The following is a 13539-nucleotide window of genomic DNA, read 5'->3' as shown; positions in this document are numbered from 1 at the left end:
GTACGTTTCCAAAGTTTTGAAATATTACAAAGATTTAGGTTGTGTAGCAGATGTATCTGGCGAATGGATTTCGGATAAAGGTTGGAAATGGCCAACGAAATCAGGTCGTATTACAGATACGTTTGATGCTTTTCGTGGTGGAAAACAACATAATGCTGTTGATATTGGAGCCATGACAGCTGGAAAAGCTGGAGACCCCGTATGGTCAATGGAAGTAGGTATTGTAACAGCCCAAACAGGAAATGTAAATGGTGGTGGTCTAGGTGTCTATGTAGATCATGGAAATGGTATTGTATCTCGTTACTTACATTTGAGTAAAATCTTAGTTGCACCAGGAACTATGGTAACAAAAGGACAAATTATTGGGGAAATGGGCGGTTCTAACTTTGATAGAAATACAGGTTTCCTTAATATGAATGGATACGCTGTCCATTTAGATTTCCAAATTCGTATTAATGACCAACCAACAGATCCAATGAAATTCTTTAAGAAAAATGATGATCCAGGGTTATCATCTGGTGGTTCTCCTACAATGACAAATGCTAAACGACAAAAGGTACTGGAAGAAGCGAAAAAATGGATTGGGCAAGGGAAAGTGAGCTATGTATCCGGCGCTAGAAATCCAGCTGCAGGTAGTGCCGATTGCTCTGGATTTACACAATATGTGTTTAAAACTAGTATAGGTGTCCAACTAGGGGATTGGACAGGTGCCCAAATTGGACAGGGAAAACAGGTGCCCGATATCGGTCGTGCACAGCCAGGAGACTTAATTTTCTATGAAAATCCGAACCATGTAGCTATTTATTTAGGGAATCAGAAAATGATTCATATTGGTGATAATAAAGGTGTACAAATTACAGGTCTAAACTATACGGCAAGAGGACAACATATGACCCAAGTCCGTAATGTAATAGACTGATTTGGGATGTGAAGATATGAAGAAAATTATGAATGTGTTAGCGAATCTGCCTCGTAAGTACTTAGTTATATTGGGGATTATTGTATTAGTAGTAGGCGTTGCTACCTATAATACGATTCATCGTTACATGATGAAATCACAAGTACAAGAGGAAGAGCAAGTCAATCAAGATGAAATCGAGATGCTTGGAGATAAGCCAAAGGGATTTGATACAAAAGAGGAAGAATATATCGCAAAGACAAAAACAGTAGAGGATTTGCTACGAAAAATTTCTAATAGTAGTTATGATGTCCCGTATTTGTTTACAAAGGCTGGATTTGGTATTGAACCAATGAAGATGACAAGTAATGAGCGTATGCTGGCTACAGAAGCTGTTCAAAGGTATTTCCTAAATGGAGATAAGTTTTACAATGCGCGTATTACCAAAATTGATCGTGGAAAAAAAGTAGATACGTTTCATATTGAAGTTTTAATTCAACAGGTAAACTTCTTAGAACCACGACAATTTAAAGTGCAGGTAAACAAATATGCACAAATTGTAACACCAATTGAACAAATTCCACATGGACAAGAAGAAGTACCTGTGGATTAAGAAGAAAGTGAGGGTTGTGGAGAAAAACACAACCCTTTTATAAAAAAATAAAGAGTACCTAAAAATTATTTATTAAATATTCATAATTTTCTAATATAATAAAACCATGGTTAAAAGAAATTTGTATATAACGCTAAATGAAATGGATATGGAGGAATACAAATGAGAATGTTAATTGGTACTGCTGCGAATTTTGTTTCGGGGTATTATATAGGACGAAATTCTGGATTATTAGGAACGTTGCTTGGCTGGGCTTTTCTGTTGGGTGGTGGCTATCTGTTAATAGAAAATTGGGATAGTATCACAGTATGGATGCATAGTTTGAATATTGTACAAGGACTAGATGGTTACGAAGACATGAGCAATGGCTTTATTTTTATATGCTTGGTAGTAAGTGGCTTTATTCTCATCTTGTTGTCACCGATTTTCGTTATATTATTAGTAATTTGTTTCGTATTAATGAATATTGTAGCTTGTACACTTGTGTTATTAACATCACCAAGTACGTACATAAAGAAGAAAGATAAGGAGAGTGAATGGGAATGAGTACAATTCTAGTTTTAGGTGGATCAAATGGAAGAACGTTAGAGAAGTTGGCCAAAAAAAGAGACTGCCAGGTTATTTTCCATGATGGGAAAAATCACGGAGGCGTAAAGAAAACCTTTCGAAGTGTTATAAAAAAATGCGATGTTATTGTCATTCAAAAAGGTGCAAGTGGCCAGGTATCTATTGATGTAGCAAAAGAGTACGCAAAGAAGTATGATGTCCCACTATTATTTAATCCGGGATTTGGTGGAACGGGTGCGCTTGAAATGGGATTAAAGCATTTGAAGGTTGCATGAGGTTTGATACATAAGAATGGAATGATTATTTTTAAATTAATATATAACATTAAAAAGGTAGTGGCACGCAAGTGGTTTTTCTAGAAGAGTTTAGAGGGTACTTTGCAGTTAAGTTTTTACAACAAATTAGTTTGTTAGAAAACTAAGCAAAATAGTTATTTGGGAGAGATTAGTAGTTGAAATGCTAGATATCTAGCATTTCAGTGGGGTGTTTATCCATTTTTATTATGGGAGTTTTTCAACTTGCTATTAGAAGAAATAACTCCACAAAATATAGCAATAAAGATTGCGGCCCAGGTTCCCATAGACATAGAAATTCCTCCTGGTAATAAAATAAATCACTTCTATATTTTAACATTATTAAATGTTCTGTTGTTAAAAAATTGACATATTACACAAATGAGATGTTATAAAATTTAACAAAATCCTTATTTAAATAGAAAAGCCCTAGAGTTAGGGGGTCTAGGGCTTCAGGTCTGAGTATATCTCACACGGTATTATAAAGAGAAAAGAACGTATTGAAGATAACATATGAATGTTTCATAAATGTATCAAAAAAGTGAAAAATTTTTTATTTTATTAATTTGTAGGTTGATACAGTTCCCCAAACGAAAAGAACCAAGTAGAAAAGTCTTTGTAGTAGGCCTGCAGGTAAGGGGAAAAGAAAAACAAGCGAGATAAGGATTGTTATTACTATTAAGCTTATTAAACAGAAATATGTCCATTTTCTAGCTTTTTTAAGATTCTTAGCAAAAATAAATAGTCCTGGAAAGACAGTAAGCATACCTATCCAAACTAGAATAGAATGTCCAATTAGGTTTACATCTGCAGGAATTAATCCTGAAACTATAGTGGAGACTCCTATTATAAGTATAAAAATTGTTGCTATTCTATTAATTCTTGTTTTTTCTAGATGTTGTGAAATATATAGTACTCCAATACAAAATGTTATTCCATTAATAACAAAGAGTAAATTCATCCAAAAATGATAAGGAGAGCATATTTCATACGGAGCTATTTCGTAGGTGAATTCTCCACAGGTTGTTACACCTAGATCACTCATTGCGTGACGCAAATAGTTATAAGGTGCTGTAGAAGTGAAAATAAAGAAAGGTTCAATTAAAAAGTATAGGCAAGTTGCAATCCAGCTAAATAAGCCAAACCTGTTTGATATATGCATTAGATTCCTCCCTTGGAAAAAGTATATTTCCATTATAAGTGGTTACATCATTAAAATTGAAAATTTTCAAGTTGAGATTCGATAACCCTGTTCAACAATATGAGGTTTTCTGGAAAAATGTGTTTAGCGGAAAGACGTAGAAAAAATGGATAAATCAAAATTTAACAAAATTGTTTATTAAATAACAAAAAGTGGAGGGTAAATACATAAACATGAATAATAGTAATATACATAAATCAGGTTATATCATACTTATATATTTTATAATGACTCAATTTGTTGGAATTATAGGTGTACAATTGCTAGCGAAGACGGGCTGGTATGATATTCAGGGAAATCAACAGCAAGCAATTCAAAAACTTCTTGTTCATTGGGAACTAATTGGTTTTTCACTTATGCTGATAATCACCTTTCTTATATATAGTAAAGAATTAATAAATGATCCAAAGTTATCGATTAAATTATCAAGAAAATCATTCATATGGATTTTAGTTGGGATCATATTCGTATTTTTTGCGCAGATGGTTGGTAGTGTATTAGATAAAAGTGTATTTCAGCTAACTACGCAATCAGCAAATACGTCTAGTACAGTCGCTGCAGCAGCAATATCTCCTGTGGCACTTGTTTCAATTGTTCTTCTTGCACCATTAGTAGAAGAGTTTGTTTTTCGTTATGCGGCCATAAACATTTTAATGTCTAAGTTTAAGCAAACTTGGAGCATACTAATAAGCGCATTGTTCTTTTCTATCATGCATTTTGATTTTCCGTTTATATTTGGATATTTTTTAATTGGACTTGTACTTGCTGTAGTATATGTGTGTACCAATAGGTTACTAGTATCATTTGTTGTCCATGCTAGTATGAACTTAATTGTTGTTATACTCCAGATTTCTTGATGAAAAAGCAGCGGATTCGCGCAACTTACTAGTGATTTAGTTTTTTTATGTTTATGAATTTAAAATTATGGTAGACTTAATAAGGCTATATTTGAAAATGTGGGTTCAAGTTGCTGTATTGACTGAATTGCACCAAAAAACCAATTCCATTACACGGGAATTGGTTTTTTGGTGTGTGTTGTTAGCATAATTATTGACGGCCTAAAGGAGATTTGTTTCTTTGTAGTTTAGTATAACTTAGATAAAAAGAAAATTCAAAAACAAAATGATGAATTTTTACATATTTTTAAATTACAACACAAAAATGTAAAGATATGGTTTATAATGAATGGTGAAACACTCTCCTATGTTTCTAGTGATTGTATTTTTTATCTGTTTTTGGTGCGAAATCTGTTGATGGATTTTGCACTTTTTTATTTATTGTTTAATAGGTTTAATTTAATTATTTGAAAGGGGGAAATTAGTATGTTTGGGAATAAAGAAAATGAAATTAAAGAATACCTTATACAAGAAGGTTATGAGATTAAAGAATATTTAAGAAAAAATGGAGATTGGTACTATTTTAAAGTACATACTTTTTGGTCTGGAACACATTTAGTAAAAGTAAAAGTTGGAGTATTTGGTTTTAGAATAGAAAAAGCGTAAATAGAGGGATTTATTCTGTATAAGTGCACTTATATAGAATAAATCCCATAATAAAAATACTGTAACTAGCAAAATTAAAGTTTACTTTCATTTCTTTCATCTTTAACCCAATTAGTTCTATAAGGGGTCTTGCAAACAAAACGCGAATTTCGTACGCTAAGGAATTATTAGGTGTCTTTTTTTAATATATCAATTAATAAAATGAGCTATATAAATAATTAGTTATACTTCCGTGTACCCTAGCTGATATAATGTATAAGGAAATTATTGGTTAATGAATAGCGTACATATATTAGGGAGGTACATAAGTCATGGAGTTAATAGTTTTTTCATTTGTATTAGTGGTAGTATTATAAATAATGACAATGAACCAAATACACATCCAAGTATACGAGACGATCGTGATCCTTTAGGATGTGCTCATTATGGTGGCGAATGGGACACTGGCGGTCTTTTTGGAGAAGCTAAATGTGTTTATAATAAAATTGATGAATTGGATAATAGGTAGTATATAAAGGTCTTATCTTTTTTATAGGAAGATAAGGCTTTTTTATGCATAAAGAAAAGACACCACAAGGTGCCTTTCTCTGACTTGAACCACTTTAATTTTAATAACACCATTTTACAACCACAAATATATCTTTAATCTTTCATATAATATTTTAACATTTTTTTCAGTTAATTGCATGTACTGATGAAAAATGGTCTATTTTTTGTAAACTCCTTTTCTCCATACCCATTCAATAGGACCATAGCGGAAATATTTACTCCAAATTTTGCTGAATATAATTTGTACAAATATAATTAAATGCCCGAAGAAACATAGTTGCCAGTAATATACGTGTGAGACATCTTTAAAGTACAAAGAAAGAATGATAAGAGTTAGTATACTTTGGGTAATGTAATTCGTTAAAGCATAGTTGCCAATGTTCATAAAGGGGGTACAGACATTCAATATATTTTTTATTCTCACAAGCTCTAAGTAGAGTGCAAATATAGAATATAGCAAGCGTTTTTCCATCAAATAGAATCCACCTAATTTTATTAAAGAAAATTTAAAACCCTAGATTGATAATTAAGATTACCTTCGTATTCGAAAACTATTTAAATATTATGAGGAAAGACTCTATCACTTGGAAGAGTCTTTTTTGTTGTTAGAAAATGGTTAGTCAGAAATGCCTCATAATATTAGCTATAAAGCTAGATAGCATGCTGACAATAATTGTTACAATTAAATTTTAATAGTATGATTTTTAATTTTATAAACATTCAGAAATATTAACTTAAGGTGAAATATTGTACTCAAAATTAAACCAATATTTCATTTGAAAATTACATTTAGCATTTTTTAAGAACAAAATTAATAAACATAAACTAAAATGAGGTGATTTTATGGAAGAGAAAAAGCTACATTTAGGTTGTGGCCGGAACATTCTTGAAAACTGGATAAACCTTGATAGTGTAAAACAAGAGGGAGTAGATGTTGTAGCGAATTTAGATGATTGTAAAAATAAGCACTTACCCTTTGAAAATGATAGTATTGATGAATTTTTAGCTGAACATTTATTAGAACATATACAATACCCTTTATATTTAATGGCAGAGTTACATCGTATTGCTAAACCAAATGCAAAAGCAGTTTTTAAGGTGCCATATGGATCAAGTGACAATGCTTTTGAAGATCCTACGCATGTAAGACAATATTTTTTACATTCCTTTGATTATTTTTGTCAGCCTTGTTATTGGCGTGCAGATTATGGATATAGAGGCGATTGGTTAACTGAAAAAATTATAATCATTGTAGATGCAAACAAATATCAAGGAATAACTGCGCAAAAGATATTAGATGATGTGAATACTTACCGGAATATTGTTCTTGAAATGATAGTTGAACTACGCGCTATAAAACCAATTCGAGAACCACAACGTGAACTACTTACAGCCCCACCTATCGAGATTCATTTAGGTACTACGTTATAGGGGGATATAAATTCTAATAAAATAATGATATTTATAACAGAGGTGCTCATATGATTACAATTAGCTTATGTATGATTGTAAAAAATGAAGGTGAAACTCTTAATAGATGTTTAGAATCAGTTAAAGGAATTCCTGATGAAATTATTATTGTAGATACAGGTTCGACAGATCAAACGAAAGAAATAGCTAGTAAATGGACGAAACAAATTTTAGATTTTAAATGGATTTATGATTTCTCAGCAGCTCGAAATTATTCTTTCCAACAAGCTTCAATGGATTATATTTTATGGTTAGATGCAGATGATATTCTTTTGCCAGAAGAACGTCAAAAGCTACTTGATTTAAAAAAATCACTTACTCAAGATATTGATGTTGTTTCCATGATTTATCATGCAGAAATTGATGAATCTAATAATGTTATAACCAGCATTCGCCGCATTAGGTTAGTTAAAAGAAATAAAAATTTTCAATGGTACGGCGTTGTTCATGAAGATTTAAGTAGTCATGATCAGTATAATTCTCTTGAAAGTGATATTATAGTTACACACAAAAAAAATCATACCAATAATGAATCAAATCGAAATCTCAAATTATACGAACAGTTTTTGAAAAAAAATAAAGGTAAAATGACAGTTCACGATATATTTCATTATGCCAGAGAATTACAGAAACATAAAAAATATAAATCAGCCATTGAATTTTATAACAAGTTCTTAGAATACAAAGATATCCAATTAGAACATAGGCTTTTTGTTATGCATAAATTAGCTAGTTGTTATCACCTAATTGGAAATTTTAAAAAAGAAAAAGAAATCACATTTCAGTCCCTAGAATATGACATTCCTCAACCGGAATTCAGCTGTCGTCTAGGTGAATTTTTCATTAAGAATAACCAATTTTCACAAGCTGCCTATTGGTATAAACAAGCTATCGAAGCACCTTCAGCCAATTCTACTCTCTTTATAGAAAAACACCCTTTTAAAACTTGGTTACCGCATAAACAATTAGGGTTCTGCTACTTTCAACTAAAAGACTATAAGCAGTCTCATCATCATAACAAGATGGTTCTTAGATTCTTACCAAATGATGAGGATACTCTTAATAATATTAAAGTAATAGAGGAGTTAATGATTTCTTATTAACAAGAAAAGTGTATTTATCTATCTCTGAACTACCCTATTTTTACTTTATTTAGAATTAAAAGTGAGGTAGTTCAATTTCAAGTACCTAACAAAAAATAACGTTTTCAGCGTAAGATTTATAGGTTGAATTATGTATTTTACTAATTTCAAACATAACTTATGTCTTATTAACACAGCTATCTAATCGACTAGAATGCAAGGTTGTATTAGAACTTACTAAGTGAGTTAAACAATTTATATGTTAGAGCTATCCTGAGAGATAGCTCTTTTTGTGTATATATTTCCCAATATTGGCGGGATCTAACTAAAAATTTGTTAAAAGTGTAAAATTGTTAAATTCAGAATTAGGTTTCTGAATTTGATTGGACAAACAATTAGTAATTTATACGATTATTTATCTGGAGAAACAGCGGTGAATTCAAGGATTTAAAATTAGCTCTTAGTGAATATTATTAGTGCGAATGCTGTTTGGTTATAGGGAATCGTTTTAGCTTTTATTGCACATACGGCCCATATTATATGTTTAGAAAGTATTAATATTCTTGATACAACTTTTACTGCTCCTGCATTTTTTTAGATTGGAAAGAAAAATTTATTCGTCTATCAAAATCGATGGTTTCAGATAGACAGAATACTTTCAAATGCAAAATTCTCCACTAGATCCAAAGAAGTAATGATAATTGAAACCCTTTGAGTATGATGGTAAGGAAATTGGGTTCTGGGAACTTGGTTTTGTGGTATCAACAACTATTCTTGGTATAGTTGTATCTTCTATGCTAAGAGATATTGCTATGTAAACTTTTTTAGATAGTGTAATTATTTTGATTTTGTGTGTATAGATATGAGGTTTGTTATATTAGTACCTTTACTGCTTTTTACTATATATGAGATGAAGGAATGGTGGAAATGAAATGTCTGCTTAGAATTATAACAATTACGCTTTTAGTTGGGTCTATCAGTGGTTGCTCTGAGTTAGCAGAGATAGAAGAAAGAGGATTTGTAGTAGGTGCGGCTTACGATATTGTTAAAGAAAAGAAATCAAATCCTATTATGAAAGGAACATACCAGATGGTACTTCCCAGTAAGTTAACGCAGCAAGGTGGAAAAGGTGCAGGAAATAATTATATTAATGTGAGCGCAAAAGCAGATACTGTATTTGAACAAATAAGAATTATTGCTAAAAAAATTAGTCGTGAATTATTTTTTCCACATATACAAGTAATTATTTTTTCTGAAGAATTACTCTCGAATCCAAATATTTTACAAAATACGCTAGATGTGTATATTCGTGATCATGAAATGCGAAGAAACATCCGTCTGTTTGTTTCTGAGAAAAATGCAGAAGCTCTCTTGAAACAAAGTGCAAAACCAGAAAATTTACCTGCACAGTATATTGATATGCTAGCTGAACATCCCCCAAAAAATGCTCAAATGGTTGAGGCAGCAAGAATTGGTGAAGTGCAGGAAAAGATAATTTCAAACCGAAGTTTTGTACTACCGGTCTTAAGGCCAACAAAACAAGGGATAGAAATGGACGGGGCTGCGTTATTTCGTGGGAAGGATAACAAGTGCGTTGGAATGTTAAGCGGAGAACAAACAGTGGGAATGAACTTTGTGATTAGTAAAAAAATAGGAGGTTTTTTTACGATTCGTAAAAAGAATCAACTTATTACATACGAAATTCATAAATTGCACAGGAAGATTAAAGTATATACGGAAAATACTACAAAACCGAAGTTTGATATTCATTTATTTCTCGAAGGTACTTTGGCGGAGTTGCATTTTAGTAATCATAAAGAAGTTATAAATGAAAAAAGCTTAACGAGGGATATCTCAAAAGAAATGGAGCAAAGGATTCAAAAATCAATAAAGCTTGTTCAAAAAAAATATAAGGTGGATGTATTAGCTTTAGGAGAAGTATATAAGCGGAATAATTATAAAGAATGGAAGAAAATAAGTAAGAATTGGGATCAAGGTGAAAATTATTTTAGTAATGCTGACATTAATGTTTATGTTCATCCAGTAATTGAACATTCTGGTTCAGCTTTACCGAAGAGAGTGAAATAAGGGGAATTGAGTCGTTACCTAATTAAGCATACGTTGTACGATATTAATGGTGTTTCTGCTCCGTGAACTACTCGCCATTTACCAAAGCTTGAATTGGGAACTTCTCAGTTCCATGACGAAAGTAACATTTCGATCCTCTGAGCGTTATTTCAGGGTGTTCCACTTCTAGATGTCCAATGCTTGGACGCTCTTTTGGTACGGTTGATATTTTGCGCAGGAACCAAATGGCTTGTTTTCGCACTCTATTTTCTTCCTGCAAACTCCTATATCAAGTTATCAAAGAATTTCATATAGCTAGCTTACCCAAAGGCTTTGACTACGCCAAATCAACATTCATCACCCATCTATCGTTGGGCTATATCTTTCACACGCTTGAATAAATAGAACTTTTTCAGGAAATAAGTTAATTCAGTGCGGGCTTTAACGGCAGTATTGATTTCTTCAGTTCATGTGGTTAGATGCCTTATTGTTTCATTCTTTGAATTGATACTTATGTTAATATCCCTATCATGATGTGTACCACAAGAAGGGCAGTCCCATTTAGCTTATATTCCAACATAATTCAAAACGGTGACTAGGATACTTTACTAATTATTTTTAATAGATTTGATACTTACAAATCTACTATATCGATAACATTGTGATTTTTAATGATTCAGTTGACAAATTGTCAAGTAATAATTTAATAGCTATCGAACAATTAAGATGGCTTTCAGCCATCCCTTGTCCGAAGCCAATTCATCTCCCACCTAATCATTAGAGTGTGGCCTTCATGTTCATTGAGGAAGGAGTCTTCTTGGCCTAAAATTTTATAGAATTAGGTATATTAATTACAAAAATTAGTTTATTTAGTAGCATTAATTGAGAACAGTGGTGTAAATTCATATGCAATTTGCTCAGTTTTTGAATAAATTAATTTATGAAAATCATCTCGTATTTGAATATCTCGAAATCCTAACTGAAATAGCACAGCTTTATCCCACTCGGGTCGCATAGCAAAAGTCAATGGAAGATTTTTTGCAATTGTATCTCCTTCGGCAAATAATGTTTCTTCATTATACACTGGAAATCCTAGTTCAATGGCCCTCTCAATGTTTCGCTGATTTGATTCAGCATGACTTTCCTTTGTTAATGCTATATTCCAATTTGCATCAAAAATTAATAATTGCCCATCCTTCTTTAACCATCTATACCATTCTTTATATGTTTTTTCTGGAAAATGAAACGTCCAGGTTACATTACGCGAAATGATAATATCATATGAATCCCTGTCATTAAAAGTTGAATCATTCAATACGTGAATAAAATTTACAGAAACCCCTAATTGTAGAGCGTTTTTTCGTGCAGCCTGAATCATTTGTTTTGAAAAATCTATAGCAGTAACCTCATGTCCCATTTGAGATAATAGAATAGCAAAAAAACCTGGTCCTGTACCAATTTCTAGAATTCTAAGTCGACCTCTTTTTTTTATATGTTCTGATAAAATTTGCTGCCAAGCTTCTTTTTTAAATCCATTTAGTTCTTCTTGAATAATAACATCATATATTTCTGCACTGTTATCCCAATACTTTTGATGTTTATTTACTTCCTGCATAGTATACCTCCGTGTAAAAAAATTATTGACAAACTAAAGTCTACCACAATATGATAATCGTAATCATTACGATTTGCAACAATAATTTAGAAAGAGGTTTTGAAATGAAAAAAAAAATTACCAATTTATTTTTAGTGACTTTGCTAGTATTTGTTTTATCGGGATGTAGTGAAAATAGTTCAACAACACCTAAACCTATTAAGGATACAATTCAGGTGGCTGTAACATCTGATAGTGGTGCAGATCAATTAGATGCATCTTCTTATGATGGAGATATGTCATTGTATACCGCAGTATATGAACCTTTAGTCGAATATGGAGAAAAAGGAAAAATAATGCCCGCATTGGCTAAATCATGGGATATTACAGAAAATGGGAAAAGTTATACTTTTCATTTACGTGATGATGTCAAATTTTCTGACGGATCTAAATTCAATGCAGATGCACTTTTATTCTCTATTAATAGATGGAAAGATAAAAAGGAGCATGCATGGTTAAAAACAGTATCAAATTTAGAAACAGCTACAAAAGTAAATGATTATACTGTTAAAATGTCATTTTCTGAGCCCAGTTCCTTAATACTTAATGAGTTATCAGCAGCTCGTCCACTTAGAATTATGAGTTCTAATTCTGTCGAGCCTCAGGGGAATCCGAATGGCAAATTTGTAAAAGCAATTGGTACTGGGCCATGGCAAATTCATTCTTACCAAAAAGATAGTGAAGTTGTACTAACTCCTAATAAACATTATTGGAAAGATACAGTTAAAAACAAAAAAATGGTATGGAAGGTTATTCCCAATGCCCAAACCCGTTCCTTAGCATTGCAAGAAGGAAGTGTCCAGATTGCAGGAGGAGAAATGAGCAAAATTTCATACGAAGATTTAAATATATTTAAATCTAACAAAAATTATAAAGTTGAATCCAAGCCTGGTACAATGAGCTATTTTCTTGTAATCAATAATCAAAAAGAATCTTTAAAGAATTTAAAAGTTCGACAAGCACTCAATTATGCAATCAATAAGCAAGGTTTAGCAAATACGGTATTAGATAAGAACGGTTTACCAGCAAAAGGGCTTTTTCCAAAAACAGTACCTTTTGTTACAGAATTAAATAGCACAGAATACACATATAACCTAAATGAAGCAAAAAAATTATTGCAAGAAAGTGGATATAGTAAAGATAATAAACCTTTAAAGCTTAAATTAGCTTTTCAAACCGAAGAATTTCCAGAATGGAAACAGATTTCAGAAACTATAAAAAGTGATTTAGAAGAAGTTGGAATTGATATTACACTAGTTAACAAGGAGAAAACTTCTTATTATGATAGTTTATGGAAAAAACAGGATTATGATTTGTTATTATATAGGACTTATGCCGATGGTCTTAATCCACAAGGCTTCTTAGATTCTCTATTTGTAGTAAATAATGATAAAAAAGGGGTAGCTTACACAGACCAAACTTTATCAAATTATATTATAAATGCTGGTAAACTTGTAACTAAAGATGAACGCCAAGTAGCATATGATAAAGTATTTTCGTATATGCATAACAATGCTGTTACTGTGCCTCTTTTTTATCCAAATGATATCTTCGTACATCGTGATAATGTCAAAGGCTTTACTTGGGGGCCAATCATTGATGATCCAGTAATTTGGAATAAATTAACCAGGGGGAAGTAGAGG

Annotated in this window: 12 protein-coding genes and 2 pseudogenes; 10 read left to right on the top strand and 4 right to left on the bottom strand. The window is 31.8% G+C overall.

What is annotated here, in order from left to right; translation table 11 throughout:
• The 4 genes from ACZDYH_RS29490 to ACZDYH_RS29475 all read left to right on the top strand — a co-directional run.
• Positions 1-919, top strand: a 919-nt coding sequence (locus ACZDYH_RS29490) for an NlpC/P60 family protein (RefSeq protein WP_474887920.1), incomplete at its 5' end; no start/stop codon positions are given.
• A 16-nt stretch (positions 920-935) separates the two neighbouring features.
• The gene (locus ACZDYH_RS29485) at positions 936-1511 is read left to right on the top strand and encodes a hypothetical protein (protein WP_061885153.1); all 576 of its coding nucleotides are present in this window, start codon (positions 936-938) and stop codon (positions 1509-1511) included.
• Between the two features lie 162 nt (positions 1512-1673).
• Complete coding sequence (locus ACZDYH_RS29480) at positions 1674-2057, top strand: hypothetical protein (protein ID WP_001242521.1); 384 nt, start codon at positions 1674-1676, stop codon at positions 2055-2057.
• Positions 2048-2353 carry a DUF2325 domain-containing protein gene (locus ACZDYH_RS29475; protein ID WP_474887918.1) on the top strand — a complete coding sequence of 102 codons (306 nt, stop codon included), beginning with the start codon at positions 2048-2050 and terminating at the stop codon, positions 2351-2353. Before ACZDYH_RS29480 ends, ACZDYH_RS29475 begins: the two co-directional genes overlap by 10 nt.
• A 571-nt stretch (positions 2354-2924) precedes the next feature.
• Here ACZDYH_RS29475 and ACZDYH_RS29470 read toward each other — a convergent pair.
• The gene (locus ACZDYH_RS29470) at positions 2925-3533 is read right to left on the bottom strand and encodes a DUF998 domain-containing protein (protein ID WP_474887916.1); all 609 of its coding nucleotides are present in this window, start codon (positions 3531-3533) and stop codon (positions 2925-2927) included.
• Positions 3534-3745: 212 nt separating this feature from the next.
• On the opposite strand from ACZDYH_RS29470, the gene ACZDYH_RS29465 reads away from it, so the two are divergent.
• Both ACZDYH_RS29465 and ACZDYH_RS29460 read left to right on the top strand, forming a co-directional pair.
• Complete coding sequence (locus ACZDYH_RS29465) at positions 3746-4429, top strand: lysostaphin resistance A-like protein (RefSeq protein ID WP_474887914.1); 684 nt, start codon at positions 3746-3748, stop codon at positions 4427-4429.
• Positions 4430-4894: 465 nt separating this feature from the next.
• The gene (locus tag ACZDYH_RS29460; protein WP_474887912.1) at positions 4895-5074 is read left to right on the top strand and encodes a hypothetical protein; all 180 of its coding nucleotides are present in this window, start codon (positions 4895-4897) and stop codon (positions 5072-5074) included.
• 706 nt (positions 5075-5780) lie between these two features.
• On the opposite strand, the pseudogene ACZDYH_RS29455 reads toward ACZDYH_RS29460, so the two are convergent.
• Positions 5781-6108: pseudogene (locus ACZDYH_RS29455) on the bottom strand (DUF418 domain-containing protein); the annotation flags it as partial.
• A 358-nt stretch (positions 6109-6466) separates the two neighbouring features.
• Between ACZDYH_RS29455 and ACZDYH_RS29450 the strand changes: the two are divergent.
• The 3 genes from ACZDYH_RS29450 to ACZDYH_RS29440 all read left to right on the top strand — a co-directional run bounded on the left by ACZDYH_RS29450 (position 6467) and on the right by ACZDYH_RS29440 (position 10263).
• On the top strand, positions 6467-7054 hold the full coding sequence (locus ACZDYH_RS29450; RefSeq protein WP_474887910.1) for a class I SAM-dependent methyltransferase: 588 nt from the start codon (positions 6467-6469) through the stop codon (positions 7052-7054).
• A 50-nt stretch (positions 7055-7104) separates the two neighbouring features.
• Positions 7105-8196: a glycosyltransferase gene (locus ACZDYH_RS29445; protein ID WP_474887909.1), complete on the top strand. Its 1092-nt coding sequence runs from the start codon at positions 7105-7107 to the stop codon at positions 8194-8196.
• Positions 8197-9102: 906 nt separating this feature from the next.
• Positions 9103-10263 (top strand): Ger(x)C family spore germination protein, encoded by a 1161-nt coding sequence (locus tag ACZDYH_RS29440; RefSeq protein WP_474887924.1) that lies wholly within the window; start codon positions 9103-9105, stop codon positions 10261-10263.
• A 446-nt stretch (positions 10264-10709) separates the two neighbouring features.
• Here the strand turns inward: ACZDYH_RS29440 and ACZDYH_RS29435 are convergent.
• Positions 10710-10805, bottom strand: a pseudogene (locus ACZDYH_RS29435) (hypothetical protein); the annotation flags it as partial.
• Between the two features lie 302 nt (positions 10806-11107).
• Entirely contained in the window at positions 11108-11857 is a 750-nt protein-coding gene (locus ACZDYH_RS29430) for a class I SAM-dependent methyltransferase (RefSeq protein WP_474887907.1), read from the bottom strand.
• A 104-nt stretch (positions 11858-11961) separates the two neighbouring features.
• On the opposite strand from ACZDYH_RS29430, the gene ACZDYH_RS29425 reads away from it, so the two are divergent.
• On the top strand, positions 11962-13536 hold the full coding sequence (locus ACZDYH_RS29425; protein WP_474887905.1) for an ABC transporter substrate-binding protein: 1575 nt from the start codon (positions 11962-11964) through the stop codon (positions 13534-13536).
• Positions 13537-13539 lie beyond the last annotated feature (3 nt).

The organism is Bacillus sp. EB V-12 (assembly GCF_056158125.1).
This window is presented reverse-complemented; position numbering and strand designations above follow the sequence as displayed.

What these genes read in the sequence shown, in the direction of transcription:
- ACZDYH_RS29485 (WP_061885153.1), top strand. Translation starts at nt 936, where the DNA reads ATGAAGAAAATTATGAATGTGTTAGCGAATCTGCCTCGTAAGTACTTA.
- ACZDYH_RS29480 (WP_001242521.1), top strand. Translation starts at nt 1,674, where the DNA reads ATGAGAATGTTAATTGGTACTGCTGCGAATTTTGTTTCGGGGTATTAT.
- ACZDYH_RS29475 (WP_474887918.1), top strand. Translation starts at nt 2,048, where the DNA reads ATGGGAATGAGTACAATTCTAGTTTTAGGTGGATCAAATGGAAGAACG.
- ACZDYH_RS29470 (WP_474887916.1), bottom strand. Translation starts at nt 3,533, where the DNA reads ATGCATATATCAAACAGGTTTGGCTTATTTAGCTGGATTGCAACTTGC.
- ACZDYH_RS29465 (WP_474887914.1), top strand. Translation starts at nt 3,746, where the DNA reads ATGAATAATAGTAATATACATAAATCAGGTTATATCATACTTATATAT.
- ACZDYH_RS29460 (WP_474887912.1), top strand. Translation starts at nt 4,895, where the DNA reads ATGTTTGGGAATAAAGAAAATGAAATTAAAGAATACCTTATACAAGAA.
- ACZDYH_RS29450 (WP_474887910.1), top strand. Translation starts at nt 6,467, where the DNA reads ATGGAAGAGAAAAAGCTACATTTAGGTTGTGGCCGGAACATTCTTGAA.
- ACZDYH_RS29445 (WP_474887909.1), top strand. Translation starts at nt 7,105, where the DNA reads ATGATTACAATTAGCTTATGTATGATTGTAAAAAATGAAGGTGAAACT.
- ACZDYH_RS29440 (WP_474887924.1), top strand. Translation starts at nt 9,103, where the DNA reads ATGAAATGTCTGCTTAGAATTATAACAATTACGCTTTTAGTTGGGTCT.
- ACZDYH_RS29430 (WP_474887907.1), bottom strand. Translation starts at nt 11,857, where the DNA reads ATGCAGGAAGTAAATAAACATCAAAAGTATTGGGATAACAGTGCAGAA.
- ACZDYH_RS29425 (WP_474887905.1), top strand. Translation starts at nt 11,962, where the DNA reads ATGAAAAAAAAAATTACCAATTTATTTTTAGTGACTTTGCTAGTATTT.